Source organism: Pseudomonas gingeri (assembly GCF_013386115.1).
GTDB lineage: Bacteria > Pseudomonadota > Gammaproteobacteria > Pseudomonadales > Pseudomonadaceae > Aquipseudomonas > Aquipseudomonas gingeri.
The window spans coordinates 461,013-484,509 of the sequence record NZ_JACAOR010000013.1; the positions used below are offsets into that span (position 1 = coordinate 461,013).

Annotated in this window: 23 protein-coding genes; 1 reads left to right on the top strand and 22 read right to left on the bottom strand. The window is 60.5% G+C overall.

Annotated features, from left to right (window positions below):
* Positions 1-84 precede the first annotated feature (84 nt).
* Together HX881_RS26200 and HX881_RS26205 are read right to left on the bottom strand one after the other, a co-directional pair.
* Positions 85-987 (bottom strand): LysR family transcriptional regulator, encoded by a 903-nt coding sequence (locus HX881_RS26200; protein WP_177087348.1) that lies wholly within the window; start codon positions 985-987, stop codon positions 85-87.
* Positions 988-1,072: 85 nt separating this feature from the next.
* Complete coding sequence (locus HX881_RS26205; RefSeq protein WP_177087350.1) at positions 1,073-1,888, bottom strand: alpha/beta fold hydrolase; 816 nt, start codon at positions 1,886-1,888, stop codon at positions 1,073-1,075.
* Positions 1,889-2,121: 233 nt separating this feature from the next.
* Here HX881_RS26205 and HX881_RS26210 point away from each other — a divergent pair, with 233 nt between their 5' ends.
* Positions 2,122-2,571: a hypothetical protein gene (locus HX881_RS26210; RefSeq protein WP_017129326.1), complete on the top strand. Its 450-nt coding sequence runs from the start codon at positions 2,122-2,124 to the stop codon at positions 2,569-2,571.
* A gap of 45 nt (positions 2,572-2,616) precedes the next feature.
* Here the strand turns inward: HX881_RS26210 and HX881_RS26215 are convergent, their stop codons facing one another.
* The 20 genes from HX881_RS26215 to yidC all read right to left on the bottom strand — a co-directional run bounded on the left by HX881_RS26215 (position 2,617) and on the right by yidC (position 23,497).
* On the bottom strand, positions 2,617-3,516 hold the full coding sequence (locus HX881_RS26215) for a LysR family transcriptional regulator (protein ID WP_177087352.1): 900 nt from the start codon (positions 3,514-3,516) through the stop codon (positions 2,617-2,619).
* Positions 3,517-3,521: 5 nt separating this feature from the next.
* The gene (gene glmS / locus HX881_RS26220) at positions 3,522-5,357 is read right to left on the bottom strand and encodes a glutamine--fructose-6-phosphate transaminase (isomerizing) (RefSeq protein ID WP_017129301.1); all 1,836 of its coding nucleotides are present in this window, start codon (positions 5,355-5,357) and stop codon (positions 3,522-3,524) included.
* Positions 5,358-5,368: 11 nt separating this feature from the next.
* On the bottom strand, positions 5,369-6,136 hold the full coding sequence (locus HX881_RS26225; protein WP_017129300.1) for a DeoR/GlpR family DNA-binding transcription regulator: 768 nt from the start codon (positions 6,134-6,136) through the stop codon (positions 5,369-5,371).
* Between the two features lie 159 nt (positions 6,137-6,295).
* A complete protein-coding gene (glmU, locus tag HX881_RS26230) occupies positions 6,296-7,663 on the bottom strand; it encodes a bifunctional UDP-N-acetylglucosamine diphosphorylase/glucosamine-1-phosphate N-acetyltransferase GlmU (RefSeq protein ID WP_042937022.1) in 1,368 nt (455 codons plus the stop codon).
* Positions 7,664-7,776: 113 nt separating this feature from the next.
* The gene (locus tag HX881_RS26235) at positions 7,777-8,202 is read right to left on the bottom strand and encodes a F0F1 ATP synthase subunit epsilon (protein WP_010447599.1); all 426 of its coding nucleotides are present in this window, start codon (positions 8,200-8,202) and stop codon (positions 7,777-7,779) included.
* Between the two features lie 45 nt (positions 8,203-8,247).
* Complete coding sequence (gene atpD, locus HX881_RS26240; protein ID WP_017129298.1) at positions 8,248-9,624, bottom strand: F0F1 ATP synthase subunit beta; 1,377 nt, start codon at positions 9,622-9,624, stop codon at positions 8,248-8,250.
* A gap of 27 nt (positions 9,625-9,651) precedes the next feature.
* A complete protein-coding gene (gene atpG, locus HX881_RS26245; RefSeq protein WP_017129297.1) occupies positions 9,652-10,512 on the bottom strand; it encodes a F0F1 ATP synthase subunit gamma in 861 nt (286 codons plus the stop codon).
* Positions 10,513-10,562: 50 nt separating this feature from the next.
* On the bottom strand, positions 10,563-12,107 hold the full coding sequence (gene atpA, locus HX881_RS26250; protein ID WP_017129296.1) for a F0F1 ATP synthase subunit alpha: 1,545 nt from the start codon (positions 12,105-12,107) through the stop codon (positions 10,563-10,565).
* A gap of 21 nt (positions 12,108-12,128) precedes the next feature.
* Positions 12,129-12,665: a F0F1 ATP synthase subunit delta gene (locus HX881_RS26255; protein ID WP_017129295.1), complete on the bottom strand. Its 537-nt coding sequence runs from the start codon at positions 12,663-12,665 to the stop codon at positions 12,129-12,131.
* Positions 12,666-12,677: 12 nt separating this feature from the next.
* Positions 12,678-13,148 (bottom strand): F0F1 ATP synthase subunit B, encoded by a 471-nt coding sequence (locus HX881_RS26260; protein WP_017129294.1) that lies wholly within the window; start codon positions 13,146-13,148, stop codon positions 12,678-12,680.
* A gap of 57 nt (positions 13,149-13,205) precedes the next feature.
* Complete coding sequence (gene atpE, locus HX881_RS26265; RefSeq protein WP_002555987.1) at positions 13,206-13,463, bottom strand: F0F1 ATP synthase subunit C; 258 nt, start codon at positions 13,461-13,463, stop codon at positions 13,206-13,208.
* A 133-nt stretch (positions 13,464-13,596) separates the two neighbouring features.
* Positions 13,597-14,466, bottom strand: coding sequence for a F0F1 ATP synthase subunit A (atpB, locus tag HX881_RS26270; RefSeq protein WP_017129292.1), 870 nt, complete (start codon positions 14,464-14,466; stop codon positions 13,597-13,599).
* A 16-nt stretch (positions 14,467-14,482) separates the two neighbouring features.
* Entirely contained in the window at positions 14,483-14,890 is a 408-nt protein-coding gene (locus tag HX881_RS26275; protein ID WP_017129291.1) for a F0F1 ATP synthase subunit I, read from the bottom strand.
* Positions 14,891-15,038: 148 nt separating this feature from the next.
* The gene (locus HX881_RS26280) at positions 15,039-15,911 is read right to left on the bottom strand and encodes a ParB/RepB/Spo0J family partition protein (protein WP_177087354.1); all 873 of its coding nucleotides are present in this window, start codon (positions 15,909-15,911) and stop codon (positions 15,039-15,041) included.
* 9 nt (positions 15,912-15,920) lie between these two features.
* Positions 15,921-16,715, bottom strand: a complete 795-nt coding sequence (locus tag HX881_RS26285) for a ParA family protein (protein WP_042937020.1) — start codon at positions 16,713-16,715, stop codon at positions 15,921-15,923.
* Between the two features lie 18 nt (positions 16,716-16,733).
* Positions 16,734-17,378 (bottom strand): 16S rRNA (guanine(527)-N(7))-methyltransferase RsmG, encoded by a 645-nt coding sequence (gene rsmG, locus HX881_RS26290; RefSeq protein ID WP_017129288.1) that lies wholly within the window; start codon positions 17,376-17,378, stop codon positions 16,734-16,736.
* Positions 17,375-19,267 (bottom strand): tRNA uridine-5-carboxymethylaminomethyl(34) synthesis enzyme MnmG, encoded by a 1,893-nt coding sequence (mnmG, locus tag HX881_RS26295; protein WP_177087356.1) that lies wholly within the window; start codon positions 19,265-19,267, stop codon positions 17,375-17,377. Before mnmG ends, rsmG begins: the two co-directional genes overlap by 4 nt.
* Positions 19,268-19,811: 544 nt before the next feature.
* Positions 19,812-20,291, bottom strand: coding sequence for an MEKHLA domain-containing protein (locus HX881_RS26300; protein WP_245223111.1), 480 nt, complete (start codon positions 20,289-20,291; stop codon positions 19,812-19,814).
* 74 nt (positions 20,292-20,365) lie between these two features.
* A complete protein-coding gene (mnmE, locus tag HX881_RS26305) occupies positions 20,366-21,736 on the bottom strand; it encodes a tRNA uridine-5-carboxymethylaminomethyl(34) synthesis GTPase MnmE (protein WP_177087358.1) in 1,371 nt (456 codons plus the stop codon).
* An 81-nt stretch (positions 21,737-21,817) separates the two neighbouring features.
* Complete coding sequence (gene yidC, locus HX881_RS26310) at positions 21,818-23,497, bottom strand: membrane protein insertase YidC (protein WP_017129285.1); 1,680 nt, start codon at positions 23,495-23,497, stop codon at positions 21,818-21,820.

The window sequence follows — 23,497 nt, forward strand, 5'->3', positions numbered from 1 at the left end:
CTTCCGCCTTCGATGAAAACAACAGAATCACCATAAATGGCAATCCAGTATTTCATCTGGTGAAATAAATCCCGCCTCTGTGGCTCAGCCTTTCAGCGCCGGATGTTCGCGCAGTGCCGCCACCACGAAGTCGACAAAACTGCGCACCCGGACCGGGGCCTTGCGCCCGCCCTGAAACACCACGTGGATCGGCAGCGGCGGCAGTTCGAAGGCGGCCAGCACCACCTCCAGTTCGCCGCAGGCCAGCTTGTCGGCCACCTGGTAGGACAGCACTCGGGTCAATCCCGCCCCCAGGCAGGCCGCACGAATCGCCGCCTGGTTCGCGGTCACCGCCAGGCGCGGGTCCAGGCGGATGCTCAGCGGCTTGTCGCCATCGACAAACTGCCAGGTGCGCACTTGGGACGCCGCCGAGGTCATGACGATCCGCGCCTGGCGCAGTTCGTCGGGATGGGCGGGCCGGCCATGCATGGCGAGGTAGGCAGGGGACGCACAGACCACCCGGCGCACCTGCCCTACCCGCACCGCGTGATGACCGCTGTCCGGCAATTCGCCGATGCGTATCGCCACATCGATGCCGTCCTCGACGATGCGCACCACCCGGTCGACCAACAAGGCGTTGATGTCGACGGCCGGGTACTGATCGAGATAACGCACCATCACCGGCGTGACGTACAACTCGCCGAACAACACCGGTGCGGTCACCGTCAGTTGCCCGCTGGGCTGGGCATGGCTGGCTGCCGCCGAAGCCTCGGCCTCCTCCATTTCACCGAGAATCCGCCGGCAATCCTCGAGGTAGCGCAAGCCGGGCTCGGTCAGGTGCACATTGCGCGTGGTGCGGATCAGCAACTGCGCGCCGATGCGTTTTTCCAGTGCCGCCACCGCCCGGGTGACGCTGGGTGCCGACAGGTTCAGGCGCCGCGCCGCCGCCGAGAACCCCTGCTCCTGGGCCACGGCAACAAACGCCTGCATTTCCTGGAATCTGTCCACGGCACGCCCTCGGTCAAATCAGTCAAGAAAAGAGCCGCATCGGCGGCTCTGTCTGTTCCATCAGCGTACCCAAAAGCCGGGCCGATTACCCGGGCAGTTTCGCCAGGAAAGCCAACAGTGCCTGGTTGACGAACTCCGGGTTCTCGATGCTGGAGATATGACCGGCCTCGGGAATGCCGATATACGGACACCCGATCAGCTCGGCCATTTCCCGTGCTTCGCTCGGTGGGCGCGGCTTGTCCTGCTCGCCACACATCACCAGCGTGGTCCCGGCATCCAGGGCTGCAAGCGCCGCCAGGCGATCGTCCCGGCCAAAGATCAGGCGGCCCAGGGGCACGATGCTGTTGCGCAGGCGCTCGCTGGAATAGGTCGTCAGGGAACTGCGGAAGGTCTGGTAGAACGAGGCTTCGGGGTCGACACCGGCCTTGAAGAAAATCGGCACGATGGCGTCGAGCAGCGGTGGCGGGATACTGCCGGCGTCCTCGATCGTCTTCAGCATCGAGAAATAATACTGCCGGGTGGCTTCCGGTTCGGCACCGGCGTAGGTATCCATCAGCACCAGCCCGCGAATACGCTGCGGTGCGGCCAGCGCCAGGCGCGCGCCCCACATGCCGCCGACCGACAGGCCGACCAGGCTGAAACGCTGGATATCCAGGTGATCGAGCAATGCCAGGGTCTGGTTGGCGAGATCATCCAGGCTGCGGGTACTTTCCGGCAGCGCTCCGGACTGCCCATGACCCCAGAGTTCCGGCACGATCACCCGGTAGTGCCGGGCCAGGACGGCGATCTGCGGTGCCCACATGGCGCTGTCCCACAGATAGCTGGAGCCGAGGACAACCACCTCGCCCGCGCCCTGGTCCAGATAATGAAGCGATTGCCCCTCGATAGTCACAACTGGCATTGAATCCCCCTGCGGTCATGAATCAGACAACGAATGCCCAAAGGCAGCGATAAAGTGATCGGACAGTATTGGCCGTCCATGTCGGGCGCGCCACAACCCTGATGTAACAGAACATCCGGCTGCAGATTTTTATTCCATGACGAGCGCACTTTTACACTTTGAAACCTTCGTTTTCCGCCTTGTCCAGACGACTGCGCTAACCTCGTGGGCTTTCCAGCACAGAAATTGCCTTCATGACTTCTACCCAGTTTCTCTGCGCTGTACTGCTGTTTTCGCTTGCCGGATGCGACCAGTCAACGGCCTCCAAGGACGTTGTTCCGAAAAGCGCTCTGTCAGATCAGGCGCTCAGCGATCCGGACTCGCCCTGGGCCCAAGCCAGAAAACGCAATATCAGCTTTCGCGCCGTGGGCAATGAACCGGGCTGGTCGGTGGAAATCGGCCGTGGCGAAACGCCGGAACTGCATCTGCAGATGAACTATGGCGAACAGAAGACCGACATCGCGAAAACCGAGGCGACGCCCGAGGGGTTCTTCGGCAATGCCGCCGACGGCACCGAGATCCAGGTGCTGATCGACAGGGAAACCTGCACCGACGATATGAGCGGCCAGGAATTCGAGGCGAGCGTGCTGCTCAAGGTGGGAGACAGGGACTACCGCGGGTGCGGGGTTTCCCTGGTGGACTGAAAGCGTTGGGGCATGGACCCGTCGCTGAGGAAGAGCTCCTGGCCTTCATTGCACTCCGGCAACGTTCCCCATCAACTGCTCCACATAAGCGATAAATGCCCGGGCCTTGGCGCTTGCCATGCGCCCGGTCGGGAAGATGGCCCAAAGGTCCATTTCGGGCAGTTCCCAATCCTCGAGCACCGGCACCACCTCGCCGCTGGCCAGCTCAGGCGCGAACATCCATTCCGAAGAGAGCGTAAGGCCGTAGCTCGACAAGACGGTGGTCCGCACGCCCTCGGCGGCGCTGACCCGGACACGACCGCTGAGAGTGACCAGCTGCTCGGCCTGGCCTTTTTTGAACAGCCATGACGCCCCTCCTCCGCCCAGCGAATAGATCACCGCTTCATGATCTGTCAGGTCCGCGGGGGATTCGGGTATACCACGCCGTTCAAAATAGGCGGGCGTTCCCAGCACAAGCCGTCGGCAGCGGGCGATCTTTCTCGCCGTCAAACCCGAATCGCTGAGGTTGCCCATTCGCAAGGCGACGTCGACCCCCTCTTCGACAAGGTTCACCGAGCGGTCATCCAGCAGCACATCGACGTCCAGCAGGGGGTGCATCTCCAGGAAGCCGCCCAGATGGGGAAGAATGTGCAATCTGGAGAACGTCACCGTGGTGGAGATGCGCAGTGTTCCGGTCAGCCCGGCACCCGCCCCGCGAGCGGCGAGCTCGGCTTCACCGGCCTCCTCGATGACCTTCCTTGCCCGCTCGAAAAACAGCGTGCCGGCCTCGGTCGCGGATAACCCGCGCGTCGAGCGGGTCAGCAGGCGAACCCCCAGGCGCTCTTCCAGCTGGGCGATGGTTTTCGAAACAGCCGGCTGCCCGACGTCCAGGCGCCTGGCTGCCGCGGAAAAAGAACCTGTCTCCACGACGTAGACAAAGGTTTCCATGGCAGCCAGCCGATCCATCCCGATTACTCCACGGTGACCGACTTCGCCAGGTTGCGCGGCTGGTCGACGTCGGTGCCCTTGAGCACCGCCACGTAGTACGACAGCAGTTGCAGCGGGATGGTGTAGAGGATCGGCGCCAGGGTGTCGTGGATATGCGGCATGGTGATGACGTGGGTGCCCTCGCCATTGCTCATCCCGGCCTTCTCGTCAGCGAAGACGATCAGCTCGCCACCGCGGGCTCGGACTTCCTGCAGGTTGGATTTGAGCTTCTCCAACAGCTCGTTGTTCGGCGCCACGGTGACGATCGGCATGTCGTTGTCGACCAGAGCCAACGGGCCGTGCTTGAGCTCACCTGCCGGATAGGCCTCGGCGTGGATATAGGAAATTTCCTTGAGCTTGAGCGAGCCTTCCATCGCCACCGGGTACTGCGCGCCACGACCGAGGAACAGGGTGTGGTGCTTGTCGGCGAACAGCTCGGCGATTTTCTCGACCTTGGCGTCCATCGCCAGGGTCTCGCCCAGGCGGGTCGGCAGGCGCCGCAGTTCGTCCACCAGCTCCGCCTCGACAGCCGGCGCCAGGGTGCCGCGTACCTGGCCCAGGGCCAGGGTCAGCAGCAGCAGGCCGACCAGTTGGGTGGTGAAGGCCTTGGTCGAGGCCACGCCGATTTCACGGCCGGCCTGGGTCAGCAGGGTCAGGTCCGATTCACGCACCAGCGAGCTGATACTGACGTTGCAGATCGCCAGGCTGCCGAGGAAGCCCAGCTCCTTGGCATTGCGCAGGGCCGCCAGGGTGTCGGCGGTTTCGCCGGACTGGGAAACGGAGACGAACAGGGTGTCCGGTTGCACCACCACCTTGCGGTAGCGGAACTCACTGGCGACTTCGACCTGGCACGGGATACCCGCCAGGCCTTCGAGCCAGTAACGGGCGACCATGCCGGCATGGTAGCTGGTGCCGCAGGCGACGATCTGCACATTGCGGACCTTGGCGAACAGCTCGGCGGCCTGGGGACCGAAGGCCTGGACCAGTACCTGGTTCTGGCTCAGGCGCCCTTCCAGGGTACGTTGCACCACCGACGGTTGCTCGTGGATTTCCTTGAGCATGAAGTGGCGGAAGGCGCCCTTGTCGGCGGCCTCGGCACCGTCGCGGTACTGCACGGCCTCGCGCTCGACGGCCTGGCCGTCGACATCCCAGATCTGCACGCTGTCACGGCGGATCTCGGCGATATCACCCTCTTCCAGGTACATGAAGCGGTCGGTCACCTGGCGCAGGGCCAACTGGTCGGAAGCGAGGAAGTTTTCCCCCAGGCCGAGGCCGATCACCAGCGGGCTGCCGCTGCGGGCCGCAACCAGGCGGTCGGGCTGCTGCGCGTTGATCACCGCCAGGCCATAGGCCCCGTGCAGTTCCTTGACCGTGGCCTTCAGCGCCTTGGTCAGGTCGCCGAGGTCCTTGAGCTTGTGGTTGAGCAGGTGGGCGATCACTTCGGTATCGGTGTCCGAGGTAAACACATAACCCAGGCCCTTGAGTTGCTCGCGCAGGACTTCGTGGTTCTCGATGATGCCGTTGTGCACCACGGCGATATCCGAGCCGGAGAAGTGCGGGTGGGCGTTGCGCTCGCACGGCGCGCCATGGGTGGCCCAGCGGGTGTGGGCGATCCCCAGGCGACCGGCCAGCGGTTGACCGGCGAGGGCCTGGTCCAGTTCGCTGACCTTGCCGGTGCGACGGGTGCGCTCCAGCGTGCCGTTATGGGTGAAGACGGCGACACCGGCGCTGTCATAGCCGCGGTATTCCAGACGCTTCAGGCCTTCGACCAGGATGGCCGTGATATTACGTTCAGCAACTGCACCGACAATTCCGCACATGCTCTTTTCTCCTAGCTGACAGCCGCGCAAATCAAATGTATGCCGCGGGCCTGAATCTGTTCGCGTGCCTCAAGCGGCAAGCGTTCATCGGTAATAAGGGTGTGGACGCTGCTCCAGGGCAGTTCCAGGTTGGGGATGCGTCGACCGATCTTGTCGGCCTCGACCATGACCACCACTTCCCGGGCGACCTGGGCCATGACCCGGCTCAAACCCAGCAATTCGTTGAAGGTGGTGGTACCGCGCTCCAGGTCGATGCCGTCGGCACCGATAAACAGCTGGTCGAAGTCGTAGGAACGCAGCACCTGTTCGGCGACCTGGCCCTGGAACGACTCGGAATGCGGGTCCCAGGTGCCACCGGTCATCAGCAGCACGGGCTCGTGTTCCAGCTCGCTCAGGGCCCGGGCGACGTGCAGGGAATTGGTCATCACCACCAGGCCGGGTTGCAGGCCCAGTTCCGGGATCATGGCGGCGGTGGTGCTGCCGCTGTCGATGATGATCCGTGCATGCTCACGCAGGCGCCCGACCGCGGCCCGGGCAATCGCCTGCTTGTACTTCGACACCGAGTGGCCGAGATCGCTGACCAGTTCATGGGGCATGCTGATCGCGCCGCCGTAACGACGCAGCAGCAAGCCATTGCTTTCGAGAGCGGCCAGATCCTTGCGAACCGTAACTTCGGAAGTTTCGAAGCGCCTGGCCAGCTCGTCCACGCTCACTTCGCCCTGCTCATTGAGCAAGGCGAGGATGCTATGGCGACGTTGAGGTGTATTGCGTTTCGACATGGGAGTCTAAGTTTCGATTCGAAAGATAACGAACGCAATCAAAACCTGAAATCGAAACTTCGTCAAGTGACAGATGCAAGAACTTACCGGCGAGAGGGCCTTTGAGGCTTGCAGCGCTCATGACACCCCATCGCTGGCAAGCCAGCTCCCACGGATAACTCAGCTCTTCTTGATCTTCACCGGCCGTTTCCAGCCTTCGATATTGCGCTGGCGCGCACGGGCCACGGCCAGTTGCCCTTCACCGACGTTCTGGTTGATGGTCGAACCCGCCGCCGTGCTGGCGCCGTTGGAGATATCCACAGGCGCCACCAGGGAGTTGTTGGAACCGATGAAGACGTCTTCGCCCAGCACCGTCTGGTGCTTGTTGGCCCCGTCATAGTTGCAGGTGATGGTGCCTGCGCCGATATTGGTCCGCGCGCCGATCCGCGCATCGCCCAGGTAGGCGAGGTGGCCGGCCTTGGCATCGTCGGCCAGGTGCGCGTTCTTCAGCTCGACAAAGTTACCCACATGGGCGCGGGCACCCAGCACGCTGCCGGGACGCAGGCGGGCGAAAGGACCGGCGTCGCTGCCTTCGCCGAGGATCGCGCCGTCGAGGTGGCTGTTGGCCTTGACCGTCACGCCCTTGCGCAGCGTGGTGTCCTTGATCACGCAGTTCGGACCGATCACCACATCGTCCTCGATCACCACGCGACCTTCCAGGATCACGTTGATGTCGATGAGGATATCGCGCCCCACGCTGACTTCACCGCGCACATCGAAGCGGGACGGGTCGCGCAGGGTCACGCCCTGGGCCATCAGGCGCAGCGCGGCGCGCTTCTGGTAGTGACGCTCGAGTTCGGCCAGTTGCTTGCGGTCGTTGGCGCCCTGCACTTCCATGGCGTCATGGGGTTGCTCGGTTTCCACCACCAGGCCGTCGCCGACCGCCATGGCGATCACGTCGGTCAGGTAGTACTCGCCCTGGGCGTTGTTGTTCGACAGGCGACTCATCCAGTCACCGAGACGCCGGGCCGGCAGCGCGAGGATGCCGGTGTTGCCTTCGGTGATGGCGCGCTGCGCCTCGTTGGCGTCCTTCTGCTCGACGATCGCACAGGCCTTGCCCTGATCGTTGCGCACGATGCGGCCATAACCGGTCGGGTCCGCCAGTTCGACGGTCAGCAGCGCCACCTGCTCAGGCGTGGCGTGGCGCAGCAGGCGCTGCAGGGTCTCCACTTCGATCAGCGGGACGTCGCCGTAGAGCACCAGCACCGTGTCGCCGGTGATGAAAGGCACGGCCTGGGCCACCGCATGGCCGGTCCCCAGTTGCTTGTCCTGCAACACGAAGTTCAGGTCGTCGGCCGCCAGTTGTTCACGTACCCGGTCCGCGCCGTGGCCAATCACCACGTGAATGCGCTGTGGATTCAATTGCCGGGCGCTGTGGATAACATGTCCAAGCATCGAATTGCCGGCTACGGGGTGAAGAACCTTCGGCAACGCCGAACGCATGCGAGTGCCTTGACCTGCAGCGAGGATAACGATTTCGAGAGACATGACTGGCTACCAATCCTGGGTGGTCAGCGGCTGCGACCAGGTGATGAACATCGGAAAAGAAAAAAGGGTAGCCGAGGCTACCCTTTTTAATCAATCACACAACAAGCAGCGGATTAACCGCCGAACTTCTTGCGGATCTGCTGGACGGTGCGCAGCTGGGCTGCGGCCTCGGCCAGACGTGCAGCAGCGGAACCGTAGTCGAAGTCCGCGCCTTTTTCATTCAGGGCCTTCTCGGCAGCCTTGACGGCTTCCTGAGCGGAGGCTTCGTCCAGGTCGGCAGCACGTTGCACGGTGTCGGCAAGAACCTTGACCATGTTCGGCTGAACCTCGAGGAATCCACCGGAGATGTAGAACACCTCGGCTTCCCCGCCCTGCTTGATCAAGCGGATCGGACCCGGCTTGAGATTGGTGATCAGCGGCGCGTGGCCCAGGGCAATACCCAGGTCACCCAGTGCACCGTGCGCAATCACCATCTCGACCAGGCCGGAGAAGATTTCCCCTTCCGCACTGACGATATCGCAATGGACTGTCATAGCCATCTGATTGCCTCAACCTAAATTAGCGCCCGTTGCCGGGCGCCGGGATTACAGTTTCTTGGCTTTCTCGATCGCTTCTTCGATGCCGCCAACCATGTAGAACGCTTGTTCTGGCAGGTGGTCGTAGTCACCGTTGAGGATGCCTTTGAAGCCAGCAATGGTGTCTTTCAGGGAAACGTATTTACCCGAGGCACCGGTGAAGACTTCAGCCACGAAGAACGGCTGCGACAGGAAGCGCTGGATCTTACGAGCACGGGATACCAACTGCTTGTCGGTTTCCGACAGCTCGTCCATACCCAGGATCGCGATGATGTCCTTCAGTTCCTTGTAGCGCTGCAGAACGTACTGGACGCCGCGAGCGGTGTCGTAGTGGTCCTGGCCGATCACGTTCGGGTCCAGCTGGCGCGAAGTCGAGTCCAGTGGATCGACCGCCGGGTAGATACCCAGGGAGGCGATGTCACGGGACAGTACGACGGTGGCGTCCAAGTGGGCGAAGGTGGTCGCTGGCGACGGGTCGGTCAAGTCGTCCGCTGGTACGTATACCGCCTGGATCGAGGTGATCGAACCTTCCTTGGTCGAAGTGATGCGCTCTTGCAGCACGCCCATCTCTTCAGCCAGGGTCGGCTGGTAACCTACTGCCGAAGGCATACGGCCCAGCAGTGCGGATACTTCGGTACCGGCCAGGGTGTAACGGTAGATGTTGTCGACGAACAGCAGAACGTCGTTACCTTCGTCACGGAACTTCTCGGCCATGGTCAGGCCGGTCAGGGCTACGCGCAGACGGTTTCCCGGCGGCTCGTTCATCTGGCCGTAGACCAGTGCCACTTTGTCCAGAACGTTGGAGTCCTTCATCTCGTGGTAGAAGTCGTTACCCTCACGAGTACGCTCACCCACACCGGCGAACACGGAATAACCGCTGTGCTCGATGGCGATGTTACGGATCAGTTCCATCATGTTTACGGTCTTGCCGACACCGGCACCACCGAACAGACCGACTTTACCGCCCTTGGCGAACGGGCAGACCAGGTCGATAACCTTGATGCCGGTTTCCAGCAGGTCGTTGCCGCCTGCCTGTTCGGCGAACGACGGCGCCGCGCGGTGGATACCCCAGCGCTCGTCGGTGTCGATCGGACCAGCTTCGTCGATCGGGTTGCCGAGGACGTCCATGATCCGGCCCAGGGTCGCTTTACCGACCGGTACGGAGATGGCAGCGCCGGAGTCGACAACGTCCAGACCGCGCTTCAAGCCTTCGGTGGAACCCATCGCAATGGTACGAACCACGCCGTCGCCCAGCTGCTGCTGAACTTCCAGGGTGGTTTCCGCGCCTTGTACTTTCAGCGCGTTGTAGATGCTCGGTACGCTGTCGCGTGGGAATTCCACGTCGATAACGGCGCCGATGATTTGAACGATACGTCCGCTACTCATAGCTGGATCCTCTGAATATTTGAACCGTTAAACCGCGGCAGCGCCGCCGACGATTTCCGAGATCTCTTGGGTGATCGCAGCCTGACGCGCCTTGTTGTAGATCAGCTGCAAATCGCTGATCAAATCACCGGCGTTGTCGGTAGCGTTCTTCATCGCGATCATCCGCGCAGCTTGTTCGGCCGCGTTGTTCTCGACCACCGCCTGGTACACCTGCGACTCCACGTAGCGCACCATCAGGCCGTCAAGCAGCTCTTTGGCGTCCGGTTCGTAGAGATAGTCCCAGTGGTGCTTGAGTTCTTGATCCGGGGTTGCCACCAGTGGAATCAACTGCTCCACGGTAGGCTGCTGGGTCATGGTGTTGATGAACTTGTTGGACACCACGGACAGGCGGTCAATACGGCCATCCAGGTAGGCATCCAGCATCACCTTGACGCTGCCGATCAGGTCATTGATCGACGGCTCTTCACCCAGGTGGCTGATAGCTGCAACGACGTTACCGCCGAAGTTGCGGAAAAACGCCGCACCCTTGCTACCCACTACACACAGATCAATCTCGACGCCGTTTTCGCGGTTTACCGCCATGTCCTTGACCAGGGCCTTGAACAGGTTGGTGTTCAAGCCGCCGCACAGACCACGGTCACTGCTCACCACGACGTAACCGACGCGCTTGATTTCGCGGTCGATCATGAACGGGTGGCGGTATTCCGGGTTGGCGTTGGCCAGATGCCCAATTACCTGGCGGATACGCTCCGCATAAGGACGGCTAGCAGCCATGCGCATTTGTGCCTTGCGCATTTTGCTGACCGCCACTTTTTCCATGGCGCTGGTAATTTTTTGCGTGCTTTTGATGCTCGCAATCTTACTGCGAATCTCTTTTGCGCCTGCCATGTAACACCTATCAGGTTAGCAAGCGGGAGCCTTGCGGCTCCCGCTGCGGCTTACCAGGTTTGGGTGGCCTTGAACTTCTCGATACCGGCTTTCATGCCAGCGTCGATTTCGTCATTGAAGTCACCCTTCACGTTGATCTTGGCCAACAAATCGGCGTGATCGCGGTTGAAGTAAGCAATCAGCGCTTGTTCAAAGCTGCCGACCTTGGCGATTTCGACGTCAGTCAGGAACCCACGCTCAGCGGCATACAGCGACAGCGCCATGTCAGCGATCGACATTGGTGCGTATTGCTTCTGCTTCATCAGCTCGGTAACGCGCTGACCATGCTCAAGTTGCTTGCGGGTCGCTTCGTCCAGGTCAGAAGCGAACTGGGCGAATGCCGCCAGTTCACGGTACTGGGCCAGGGCGGTACGGATACCACCGGACAGCTTCTTGATGATCTTGGTCTGAGCGGCACCACCTACACGGGATACCGAAACACCGGCGTTCACAGCAGGACGGATCCCGGAGTTGAACATGGCCGATTCCAGGAAGATCTGACCGTCGGTGATGGAGATCACGTTGGTCGGAACGAACGCGGAAACGTCGCCAGCCTGGGTTTCGATGATCGGCAATGCGGTCAGGGAACCGGTTTTGCCAGTCACTGCGCCGTTGGTGAACTTCTCGACGTACTCTTCCGAAACGCGGGATGCGCGCTCCAGCAGACGGGAGTGGAGATAGAACACGTCGCCTGGGTAGGCTTCACGGCCTGGTGGACGGCGCAGCAGCAGGGAAATCTGGCGGTAGGCCACTGCTTGCTTGGACAGATCGTCATAAACGATCAGCGCGTCTTCACCGCGGTCGCGGAAGAACTCGCCCATGGTGCAACCGGAGTACGGTGCCAGGAACTGCAGCGCAGGAGATTCGGAAGCACTGGCGGCCACGATGATGGTGTTGGCCAGGGCGCCGTTTTCTTCCAGCTTGCGAACCACGTTGGCGATGGTCGATTGCTTCTGACCGATCGCGACGTAGACACAGAAGATGCCGCTGTTTTTCTGGTTGATGATCGCGTCGATCGCCAGAGCGGTCTTACCGATCTGACGGTCACCGATGATCAGCTCACGCTGGCCACGGCCGACCGGGATCATGGCATCGACAGCCTTGTAGCCAGTCTGTACAGGCTGGTCTACCGACTTACGCCAGATCACGCCTGGAGCAACTTTCTCGACCGCGTCGGTCTCGGTGTTGTTCAGCGGACCTTTGCCGTCAACTGGGTTACCCAGTGCGTCGACAACGCGACCCAGCAGTTCCTTACCAACCGGAACTTCGAGGATGCGGCCGGTGCACTTGGCGCTCATGCCTTCAGCCAGACTGGTGTATGCGCCCAGTACCACGGCACCTACGGAGTCTTGCTCCAGGTTGAGGGCCATACCGTAGACGCCGCCCGGAAACTCGATCATCTCGCCGTACATGACGTCGGCCAGACCGTGAATCCGCACGATACCGTCAGATACGCTGACGACAGTGCCTTCGTTACGGGCTTGGGAGGTCACATCGAGCTTGTCGATGCGGCCCTTGATAATTTCACTTATTTCGGAAGGATTGAGTTGCTGCATTGCTCTGCTGCCCCTTCAAACTCAAGATTTCAATGCTTCGGCCAATTTCGCGAGTTTGCCGCGAACTGAGCCATCGATAACCAGGTCGCCGGCGCGAATGACTACACCCCCGATGAGGGATGAATCTTCCGCAACTTGCAGGCGCACTTCCCGGTCGAGTCGTGCACTGAGAACCTTGGCGAGTTTGTCTTGCTGTTCTTGGTTCAATGCAAAAGCACTGGTGACTTCCACGTCTACCGATTTCTCTTGCTCGGCCTTGTACAGGTCGAACAGAGCGGCAATCTCCGGCAACAGCGGGAGACGGTCGTTTTCAGCAACGACGTGGATGAAATTCTGTGCCTTGGCATCGAACTTGTCGCCACACACGTCAATAAACGTGGTGGCCTTGTCTGCGCTCGTCAGTCGCGGGGCCTTGAGCACGCGCCGCATGGTGTCGTCTTGCGACACCGCTGCAGCCAGGCCGAGCATGGCTGACCAATTGGCCAGTTGCTGGTGGGCCTGAGCGTGCTCGAAGGCCGCCTTAGCGTAAGGTCGGGCCAACGTGGTCAGTTCTGCCATGATCGCCCTCGCTTAAATTTCAGCAGCCAGTTTGTTAACCAGCTCCGCGTGCGCGTTTTGATCGATTGTGGCACCCAGGATCTTCTCGGCACCGCCAACGGCCAGGCTACCCAATTGGGCGCGCAGCGCGTCTTTGACGCTGTTCAGTTCCTGTTCGATCTCGGCCTGAGCCGAAGCCTTCACGCGTTCAGCTTCGACGCGGGCTTTATCAACAGCCTCTTCGACGATCTGGTTACCGCGTTTCTTGGCTTGCTCAATGATCTCGGCTGCCTGTGCTTTTGCATCGCGCAGTTGGTGACCCGCTTTCTCTTGGGCCAACTCCAGGTCGCGAGCTGCACGGGTGGCAGCGTCCAATCCATCCGCGATCTTCTTCTGACGTTCGTGCAAAGCCGCGATGACCGGAGGCCACACGAACTTCATGCAAAACAGTACAAAAATGAAGAACGCAACGGACTGGCCAATCAGGGTTGCATTAATGTTCACGCCAACACCTCGCTCGTTCGTTGTCCATCACACCAATCAACTCGAAAATTCGAGTGATCAGCCAGCGAGTTGACCAACGAAGGGGTTCGCGAAGGTGAAGAACAGAGCGATACCAACGCCGATCATGGTTACGGCGTCGAGCAGACCGGCCACGATGAACATTTTAACTTGCAGCATTGGAACCATTTCTGGCTGACGCGCTGCGCCTTCCAGGAACTTGCCGCCCAGCAGGCCGAAACCAATTGCGGTACCCAGTGCGCCCAGGCCGATCAACAGTGCAACAGCGATAGCGGTTAGACCAACTACAGTTTCCATCTTTCCTCCCGACTTTTACGTCGTATGGTTTAGGTTTTTTAGATTTTAAAGCGGTAAAACAAATCGTTTCATAGCCCAGGAGGGCCACCTTCCCGTTTTACCGGGAAGGACATCAGACTAGTCGAGACTGGTCTTAATGGTTTTCTTCGTGCGCCATCGACAGATAGACGATGGTCAGCATCATGAAGATGAACGCCTGCAGGGTGATGATCAGGATGTGGAACACGGCCCACGCCCACTGCAGTACGACGCCCAGGCCACTGAGCCAGAGCAGGCCGCTGCCGAACATCACAGCGATCAGGATGAATACCAGCTCACCGGCGTACATGTTGCCGAACAGACGCAGTGCCAGGGAGATCGGCTTGGCGATCAGGGTGACGAATTCCAGCAGGAAGTTCACCGGGATCAGCAGGGCCTGGATGAAGATGTTCTTGCTACCGAAAGGATGCAGGGTCAGCTCGCCGATGAAACCGCCGATGCCCTTGACCTTGATGCTGTAGAAAATGATCAGCGCGAACACCGAGAAGGCCATGGCCAGCGTGGCGTTCGGGTCGGTGGTCGACACGGCGCGGAACGGAATCTCGTGGTTGCCGGAAATGGCCGCGGCCAGTTGCGGGATCCAGTCGACCGGTACCAGGTCGACGGCGTTCATCAGGAACACCCAGACGAAGATGGTCAGCGCCAGCGGTGCAATCACCGGGCTACGGCCGTGGAAGCTGTCTTTCACGCTGCCGTCGACGAATTCGACCAGTACTTCGACGAAGTTCTGCAGGGCGCCCGGCTGACCGGAGGTCGCCTTTTTCGCCGCCATGCGGAACAACAGGATGAAGATCAGCCCCAGTGCGACAGACCAACCCAGGGTATCCAGGTGGAATGCCCAGAAGCCCATTGCCTTGGCTTCTGCTGCGGAATGGGCAAAACCCCAGCCGCCGGTAGGTAGCTGACCGAAGGTCAGGTTCTGCAAGTGGTGCTGGATATAGCCCGAAGCGGATTCTGCTGCCATGGTTGCCTCAAACGCCCTAAGGTCTCGAAAGTCTTGTTTTCATTAGCAGGGGAGCGAACCAGCTGACCGACTGGGTCAGCACGAAGACGCCGAAGACTGCTATCGGCGCCAGTGGCTTCACACCTGCGAACGTCAGTGCAAACAGCACTGCCGTCAAAATTAACTTGCCCGCCTCGCCGGCATAAAAAGACCGGACGATGGACTGGGCTGCTCGGGCGCCGGAAAACCGAAAGGCCCTGTGAGCAAAATACACATTGGGTAGCAAGGCTATCAGGCCTCCGCAGAGTCCTGAGTATCCGGCAACGACACCGTGCCATTGCCAAAGCGCCACCGCGGCCACCAGCAATACGACCAATTGAGCCAATAAAACCGGAAATACCGCCAAGCGATGGAACGGCAACCTGTTTGGCCTGCGGGTTTCCATCACTCACGCTCCTCAAGGGTCGGCTGCCAGAAATCAATAACTTGGCATAAATTGTGCCGACAAAATGCGCGCAGAGTATAGGGGCGGTTCAGCCCCTATTCAACTGCCGGGTAGTGATTTCCGACTGCGCGCTACATGAGGAAATGTTTCAGCGGATGTGGGCAAGTACCCCTTGTAGTTCATCCAAGGAGTTATAGCGAATCACCAACTGACCTTTTCCCTTCTGCCCGTGGCGAATCTGCACCGCAGAGCCCAGGCGCTCGGCGAGGCGCTGCTCGAGGCGGCTGATGTCCGGGTCAGCCTTGGGGGGGTCGACCGGGGCCGGTTTGCCGCTCAGCCACTGGCGAACCAGTGCCTCGGTCTGGCGCACGGTGAGGCCGCGTGCGACAACATGTCGCGCCCCTTCGACCTGCCGGTCATCCGGCAAACCGAGCAAGGCACGGGCATGTCCCATTTCCAGGTCGCCGTGGGACAACATGGTCTTGATGACTTCGGGCAACGCGATCAGGCGCAGCAGGTTGGCCACGGTCACGCGGGACTTGCCCACGGCTTCGGCGACCTGTTGCTGGGTCAGCTGGAATTCCTGCTGCAGACGCTGCAGGGCCACGGCTTCCTCGATCGGATTGAGGTCTTCGCGCTGGATGTTCTCGATCAGCGCCATGGCGATGGCGGTTTCATCCGGCACATCGCGGACCATGGCCGGGATGGTTTCCTGGCCAGCCTGCTGGCTGGCACGCCAGCGGCGTTCACCGGCAATGATTTCAAAGCGCCCGCTGCCGATCGGACGGACCACGATCGGCTGCATCACGCCCTGGGCCTTGATCGAGTTCGCCAGTTCCTCCAGCGCCTGCGGGTCCATGTCGCGGCGCGGCTGGTATTTGCCGCGCTGGATCAGGTCCAGCGGCAGGTGCTGCAGTTCACGTTCGTCGGCCTGGACGGCCTGCTCTTCCAGCGAGCTGACGGTCGGACCACTCAGCAGTGCATCCAGTCCACGTCCGAGACCTCGTTTCTTGACGGCCATGGGGATTCCTTAAGTTGCCGGAGCGGCGGCGCGTGAATTTTTACGTTGCCGACGAACCATCTCGCCGGCCAGGGCCAGGTAGGCCACGGCACCACGGGATTGCTTGTCGTACGCCAGGGCCGGCATGCCGTAGCTCGGGGCTTCGGCCAGACGGATGTTGCGTGGAATCACGGTGTCGTACAGCTGGTCACCGAAATGTTCCTTGAGCTGTGCGGAAACGTCGTTCATCAGACTCAGGCGCGGGTCGTACATGGTCCGCAGCAGGCCTTCGACCTTCAGTTCCGGATTGAGCAGTTCGGCGATGCGCTTGATGTTATCCACAAGGTCGCTCAGCCCTTCGAGGGCAAAGTATTCACACTGCATGGGGATAATCACCCCGTCAGCGGCGACCAGGGCGTTGAGGGTCAGCATCGACAGCGACGGCGGACAGTCGATCAGGATGAAGTCGTAGTTCTCGCGGATCGGCGCCAGGGCGCTGCGCAGACGGCTTTCCTTCATCTGCATTTCCAGCAGCACCACTTCGGCCGCCGTCAGGTCACGGTTGGCCGGCAGCAATTGATAACCGCCGTGTTCGGAGAAGTGCATGGCCTGCGCCAGATCGCATTCGCCGATCAGCACATCGTAGATGGAGTTTTCCAGGCCGTGTTTATCCACACCGCTACCCATGGTGGCGTTGCCCTGTGGATCGAGATCGATCAACAGCACCCGGCGCTTGGTCGCGACCAGGGATGCTGCGAGGTTGATGCAGGTGGTGGTCTTGCCCACGCCACCTTTCTGGTTCGCTATCGCGAATACCTTAGCCATTCTTGCTTGTGTTCCCAATCATGCCGTGCGGCGCAGTATCAGCAGATGACGTTGGCCTTGGCAACCGGGTACGGCCAAGGCGTGTTCGCTATCGAGGTGGAAGTCTGCCGGCAATGCTACCAGCTCATCCGCCGGATGGACGCCCTTCATTGCCAGCCAGCGTGTGTCAGTGTCGCCGAGATGGCGGGTCCAGTTGCTGAAGTTCTCCATGCTGCTGAACGCCCGGGAAATGATCCCGTTGAACGGCTGCGGCGGCTGGAAGGCTTCGACGCGACTGTGGATAACTTGCAGGTTATCCAGTTGGAGTTCGAGTTTGACCTGGGTCAGGAAGCGGGTTTTCTTGCCATTGCTGTCCAGGCAGGTCACTGGCGACCGGGGAAACAGGATCGCCAGGGGAATACCCGGCATGCCGCCGCCGCTGCCAACGTCGAGCCAGCGGCCGTCTTCGACAAAGGACATCACGCTCAGGCTGTCGAGCAGGTGCCGTGAAACCATTTCGTCCGGATCGCGCACCGCGGTCAGGTTGTAGGCCTTGTTCCACTTGATCAACAGGGCCAGGTAGCCCAGCAACTGTTCGTGCTGGGTTGCGCTCAGGTTGACACCGAGCTGGCGAGCACCTGTGGATAACTCTTCGGCGTGTTGCGAGGTGACCAACGAACTCAAGCGCTTTGCTCCAACTGACGGCCCGCGCCGCGTTTTTTCAAGTGAATCATCAACAGGGAAATCGCCGCCGGCGTCACACCGGGGATCCGCGAAGCCTGGCCCAGGGTCTCGGGCCGGGTCGCGCCGAGCTTGCTCTGGATCTCTTTCGACAGGCCGGAGATGTTCGAGTAATCGATATCCACAGGCAACCGGGTGTCTTCGCTGGCCCGCAGCCGGGCGATCTCGTCCTGCTGGCGGTCGATGTAGCCGGCGTACTTGGTCTTGATCTCGACCTGCTCGGCGACCTGTGGATCCTGCGCGCCCTGTCCGGTCACTTCGACCAGACCAGCGTAGTCGATTTCCGGACGGCTCAGCAGATTCAGCAAATTGTATTCATGGGTCAGCGGCGTACCGAACTTCTCGGCGATGGCATCGCCCTGCTCGGTGCCCGGGCGTACCCAGGTGCTTTTCAGGCGCTGTTCTTCCAGATCGATGCTCTCGCGTTTCTTGCAGAAAGCCGCCCAGCGCACGTCATCCACCAGGCCCAGCTCGCGACCTTTTTCGGTCAGGCGCAGGTCGGCGTTGTCTTCGCGCAGGATCAACCGGTATTCGGCGCGGGAGGTGAACATCCGATACGGTTCCTGGGTACCTAGGGTGATCAGGTCGTCGACCAGTACCCCGATGTACGCCTCGTCGCGACGCGGACACCAGCTGTCCTTGCCCTGGGCACGCAGCGCGGCGTTGGCGCCGGCCAGCAAACCCTGGGCACCGGCTTCTTCGTAACCGGTGGTGCCGTTGATCTGGCCGGCAAAGAACAGGCCGCCGATCACCTTGGTTTCCAGGCTGTACTTCAGGTCACGCGGATCGAAGTAATCGTATTCGATGGCATAGCCCGGACGAACGATATGGGCGTTTTCCATGCCACGGATCGACTGGACGATCTGCAACTGCACGTCGAACGGCAGGGATGTGGATATCCCGTTCGGATACAGCTCGTGGGTGGTCAGGCCTTCCGGCTCGATGAAGACCTGATGGCTTTCCTTGTCGGCAAAGCGATGGATCTTGTCTTCGATCGACGGGCAGTAGCGCGGGCCGATCCCTTCGATCACACCGGAATACATCGGCGAACGATCGAGGTTGGCCGCGATGATCTCGTGGGTCCGGGCGTTGGTGTGGGTAATCCAGCAACTCACCTGGCGCGGATGCTGCTCTTTCGAGCCCATGAACGACATCACCGGAATGGGCGTATCACCCGGTTGCTCGCTCATCACCGAGAAATCCACGGAACGGCCGTCGATCCGCGGCGGCGTGCCGGTTTTCAAGCGACCGACGCGCAATGGCAGTTCCCGCAGGCGGTGAGCCAGGGCAATCGACGGCGGATCGCCGGCGCGGCCACCGGAATAGTTCTGCATCCCGATGTGGATAAGTCCACCGAGGAAGGTCCCGGTGGTCAATACCACGGATTCGGCGAAGAAACGCAGGCCCATCTGGGTCACGACACCACGAACCTGGTCCTGCTCGACGATCAGGTCGTCGGCGGCCTGTTGAAATATCCACAGGTTCGGCTGGTTTTCCAGGATTTCACGGACGGCGGCCTTGTACAGCACGCGGTCGGCCTGTGCACGGGTTGCACGCACGGCCGGGCCCTTGCGGCTGTTGAGAACCCGGAACTGGATGCCGCCTTTATCGGTGGCGATGGCCATCGCGCCGCCGAGGGCGTCGATTTCCTTGACCAGGTGGCTCTTGCCGATGCCACCGATGGCAGGGTTGCAACTCATTGCACCGAGGGTTTCCACGTTATGCGTCAGCAACAGGGTTTTTGCCCCCATGCGTGCTGATGCTAGTGCTGCCTCGGTACCGGCATGACCGCCGCCGATGACGATCACTTCAAAACGGGAAGGGAAATCCACCACGCACCTCGTGCCTGCTTCCAGGTAGGTAAATAAGAAAAATTTGGACTGAATGAACAAGTATAGGGAATTCGCCCTTCCTAAAGAACCCTTTGCACAAAATTTAACCAGCTGTGGATAATCGGAGGTAATAGAAATTAAAAAGAGAGAAATTTATTAAAGCTTTGTTTTTATGTTTATTCTTAGTGAGCACCCATTCTGTGGATAAGGTTCTACAGACCTTGTTTTACGGTGTGTACAGAGATTCATAAGTCTGTGGTCATGTGCCAGGGAGGGTTTGGGATAACCGATGTAAGCCTGTGGATTAAAGCGCCGCTTATCCACAAGCGGGTTCATCCTCAGTTTTCAGGCCTGGTTATCAACCGAGCTGAAGGGCAGTTATTCACAGGGCTTAATCCACAGAAAATCGCTTTCCCGGTGAATCGCAGGCACGCGCAAACCCTCCGCGAGCCGGAATTCATCAAGAGAGCGGAAGGATCAGTGCAGCAGAAAGAGAGGAGACGCCGGGATCAGGCCCGGCCCCCATGCAAGACAGGAAGTGGAATCAGACATCGTCCCAGCGATGAAATACGGCAGCCTGGCCGTGAATCACGCCTTCGGCATCCTGCAATTGCCAGACAAGGCCTTCGCGGATCCAGAAGCGCCTGCCCGTCCTGGAGATACGGATCCCGGTGTAGCCGCTGGCATAACCCTGTTGATGGACGCGATCCAGCAAGGACTGGCGTTCCGCACGGTTCGGCGCCTCGGCGGACAGTCGCGAGGGCAACTGGGTGAACTGCGCCCAGTCATAATCGAAACAGTGCTGCGCAGCCCGATTGGCATAGATGAAACGTGGATCGGCATCGGTGTTGTGGGACAGCACGCAAAAGGGCGCCCGCTCGTACAACCAGGTCGCATCACTGCCCTGCGGCACCAGTGGCTGACCGACAAGCCGTTGATAACTCCCGGTCAGAAGCTCGAAAAAGGCTGGATCAATGGACAACGAACTCATCATTTCCCCGCTACGTCGGTGTGTAAGGTTCAAGGACGCCCTCCCTGTCCCGTCGTGCTCCTGATGCGTTCACGGCAACTGTGGATAACCGGACCGTCTCCGCTTGGTCATTTCCCGATACAAAAACTCGAAAAGATTCTTCCCAGCAGATCGTCGGAGCTGAAGGCACCGGTGATTTCCCCAAGGAATTGCTGTGCCTGACGCAAATCTTCGGCCAGCAGCTCTCCGGCACCTGCCAGGGTCAACTGTGCATGACCGTGCTCGAGGGCCGAACTGGCGAAGCGCAGGGCTTCCAGGTGCCGGCGGCGAGCGCTGAAGCTGCTTTCCGATGTCTGTTCATAACCCATGCAGGCCTTGAGGTGGTCGCGCAGCAGCTCCAGGCCATCGCCACCGGCCTTGGCGCTGAGGCTGATGGTGACGTGGCCATCCGCGCTGACCTCCAGGGCGATGCCCTCTCCCGTCAGGTCGGCCTTGTTGCGGATCAACGTGACTTTCGCCGGATCCGGTCGCTGTTCGAGAAACTCCGGCCACAAGGCAAAAGGATCCACAGCCTCCGGCGCGGTGGCGTCCACCACCAGCAATACCCGATCGGCCTCGCCGATGGCCTTGAGGGCTCGTTCCACACCGATCTTTTCCACATGATCGTCGGTATCCCGCAATCCGGCCGTGTCGACCACGTGCAGGGGCATGCCGTCGATGTGGATATGTTCGCGCAGGATATCCCGGGTGGTCCCGGCGATCTCGGTGACGATTGCCGCTTCGCGACCCGCCAGGGCATTGAGCAGGCTCGATTTGCCGGCGTTCGGCCGTCCGGCGATGACCACGGTCATGCCATCCCGCAGCAGTGCCCCCTGCCCGGCCTCGCGGATCACTGTGGATAACTCGTCGCGCACGGCGTCGAGCATCGTCAGCACATGGCCGTCGGCGAGGAAGTCGATTTCCTCCTCGGGAAAATCGATGGCCGCCTCCACGTAGATCCGCAGGCCAATCAATTGTTCGGTGAGGTTATGCACACGCTGGGAGAACGCCCCTTGCAGCGAGCGCAAGGCATTGCGCGCGGCCTGGGCCGAACTGGCCTCGATCAGGTCGGCGATCGCCTCGGCCTGGGCCAGGTCGAGCTTGTCATTGAGGAATGCGCGCTCGCTGAATTCACCGGGGCGAGCCAGCCGACAGCCCAGCTGCAGGCAACGCTGCAGCAGCATGTCGAGGACGATCGGGCCGCCGTGGCCCTGCAGTTCCAGGACATCTTCGCCGGTGAACGAATTCGGCCCCGGAAAATACAGCGCGAGGCCTTCATCGAGTACTTCGCCGGCGTCGCCGTGGAACGGACCGTAGTGGGCGAAACGCGGTTTCAGCTCACGACCGCTGATGGCCAGCGCCGCACTTTGCGCCAGAGGCCCGGAAATACGGACGATGCCGACCCCGCCACGGCCCTGGGCGGTGGCAACGGCGGCGATGGTTTCCCGAGGGACGTTCATGGAGCGGGCCTCAAAGCAGAAAGTGACAGATAGCAAAACGCCCCACTAGGGGGCGTTTTGAGTGGTTATCCACAGAGTAAGTTACGCAGCGGCTTTTTTGGTAGCGGCTTCGATCTTACGTGTGATGTACCACTGCTGGGTGATCGACAGGCAGTTGTTCACAACCCAGTACAGCACCAGACCGGCAGGGAACCACAGGAAGAAGAAGGTGAAGATGATCGGCATCAGCTTCATCACCTTGGCCTGCATCGGATCCGGCGGAGTCGGGTTCAGACGCTGCTGGATGAACATGGTCGCGCCCATGATGATCGGCAGGATGAAGAACGGGTCCTTGATCGACAGGTCGGTAATCCACAGGATGAACGGTGCCTGACGCATTTCCACGCTTTCCAGCAGAACCCAGTACAGCGAGAGGAAGACCGGCATCTGCACGAGGATCGGCAAGCAACCCCCCAGCGGATTGATCTTCTCCTTCTTGTACAGCTCCATCATGGCTTGCGACATTTTCTGCCGGTCATCGCCATGTTGCTCTTTCAGCGCAGCCAGTTTCGGAGCAACGGCACGCATGCGCGCCATCGACTTGTAGCTGGCGGCCGACAAGGGGAAGAAAAGCCCTTTGATCAGCATGGTCAGGACGATGATCGAGAAGCCCCAGTTGCCGAGCAGGCTGTGGATATGTTGCAGCAGCCAGAAGATCGGCTGGGCAATGAACCACAGGATGCCGTAGTCAACGGTCAGTTCCAGACCCGGGGACAACTCTTTCAGCACCGCCTGGCTCTTCGGACCGGCGTAGAGGACCGCGCTGGTCTCGACTTTCTGGCCTGGAGCCACGGTCAGCGAAGGACCGGTGTAGCCGATGATGTAGTTACCCTGGCTGTCCTTGCGGGTGGTCACGACATTGCTGTCGCCCTTGGCAGGGACCCACGCGGTCACGAAGTAGTGTTGCAGCCAGGCAACCCAGCCACCCTGGACGGTTTCTTTCAGCGGGCCCTTGTCGATATCTTTCATCGACACTTTCTTGTACGGCTCGGAACTTGTCCACAGGGCGGCGCCCAGGTAAGTCGCGGTACCGGTGGCGGTGCTGGAAGAAGGATCGGCGCTGGCGTCGCGTTTCAGCTGGGCGAACATCGCGCCCGACCATGGCTGGGCGCTTTCGTTGTCGATCAGGTAGGAAACGGTCACGTCATACAGGCCGCGCTTCAGGCTGAAACGCTTGATGTAGTTGACGCCGTTTTCGCTGAACTTCAGGTCGACGACCAGTTTGTCCTGACCGTCAGCCAGTTGATAACTCTTCTGTTCGGAGGAGTACAACGGGCGACCGGCGGAGCTGGAGTCCGGGCCGTTGGCACCGATCAGGCCGCTTTGAGCCAGATAGGTACGCTCGCCACCGTTGTCGAACAGCTGGAACGGAATTTCCGGGTGATCCTGGCGACGTGGATAAAGCGGCAACTTCAGTTGCGCGACATCCCCACCTTTTGGATCGATAGCCAGGTCGAGCACATCCGTCTTGATATGGATGAGGTCTTTGCTGGCGGCCACCGGCGCTTCAACAGGAGCACTGGTGTCATTGGCAGCTCGTGGAATGTCATCACTGGCGGCGGCATTGCTGCCGGTTGCCGTATCCGGCAAGCCAGAAACGGTGGTGCTGGCAACATTCTGAGTCGGCAGGGCAGCCTGACCGTAGTCCTGGTTCCATTTGAGAACCATGACGTAGGACACGATTGCCAGGGCGACGATCAGGATCGTGCGTTTGATATCCAT

Coding starts and splice junctions, on each gene's coding strand:
- HX881_RS26205 (WP_177087350.1), bottom strand. CDS start 1,888: ATGCCAGTTGTGACTATCGAGGGGCAATCGCTTCATTATCTGGACCAG.
- HX881_RS26285 (WP_042937020.1), bottom strand. CDS start 16,715: ATGGCTAAGGTATTCGCGATAGCGAACCAGAAAGGTGGCGTGGGCAAG.
- yidC (WP_017129285.1), bottom strand. CDS start 23,497: ATGGATATCAAACGCACGATCCTGATCGTCGCCCTGGCAATCGTGTCC.
- HX881_RS26235 (WP_010447599.1), bottom strand. CDS start 8,202: ATGGCTATGACAGTCCATTGCGATATCGTCAGTGCGGAAGGGGAAATC.
- HX881_RS26225 (WP_017129300.1), bottom strand. CDS start 6,136: ATGTCGAAACGCAATACACCTCAACGTCGCCATAGCATCCTCGCCTTG.
- atpE (WP_002555987.1), bottom strand. CDS start 13,463: ATGGAAACTGTAGTTGGTCTAACCGCTATCGCTGTTGCACTGTTGATC.
- HX881_RS26215 (WP_177087352.1), bottom strand. CDS start 3,516: ATGGATCGGCTGGCTGCCATGGAAACCTTTGTCTACGTCGTGGAGACA.
- HX881_RS26210 (WP_017129326.1), top strand. CDS start 2,122: ATGACTTCTACCCAGTTTCTCTGCGCTGTACTGCTGTTTTCGCTTGCC.
- HX881_RS26280 (WP_177087354.1), bottom strand. CDS start 15,911: ATGGCCGTCAAGAAACGAGGTCTCGGACGTGGACTGGATGCACTGCTG.
- glmS (WP_017129301.1), bottom strand. CDS start 5,357: ATGTGCGGAATTGTCGGTGCAGTTGCTGAACGTAATATCACGGCCATC.
- atpG (WP_017129297.1), bottom strand. CDS start 10,512: ATGGCAGGCGCAAAAGAGATTCGCAGTAAGATTGCGAGCATCAAAAGC.
- atpD (WP_017129298.1), bottom strand. CDS start 9,624: ATGAGTAGCGGACGTATCGTTCAAATCATCGGCGCCGTTATCGACGTG.
- HX881_RS26275 (WP_017129291.1), bottom strand. CDS start 14,890: ATGGAAACCCGCAGGCCAAACAGGTTGCCGTTCCATCGCTTGGCGGTA.
- glmU (WP_042937022.1), bottom strand. CDS start 7,663: ATGTCTCTCGAAATCGTTATCCTCGCTGCAGGTCAAGGCACTCGCATG.
- atpB (WP_017129292.1), bottom strand. CDS start 14,466: ATGGCAGCAGAATCCGCTTCGGGCTATATCCAGCACCACTTGCAGAAC.
- mnmE (WP_177087358.1), bottom strand. CDS start 21,736: ATGAACGTCCCTCGGGAAACCATCGCCGCCGTTGCCACCGCCCAGGGC.
- atpA (WP_017129296.1), bottom strand. CDS start 12,107: ATGCAGCAACTCAATCCTTCCGAAATAAGTGAAATTATCAAGGGCCGC.
- HX881_RS26255 (WP_017129295.1), bottom strand. CDS start 12,665: ATGGCAGAACTGACCACGTTGGCCCGACCTTACGCTAAGGCGGCCTTC.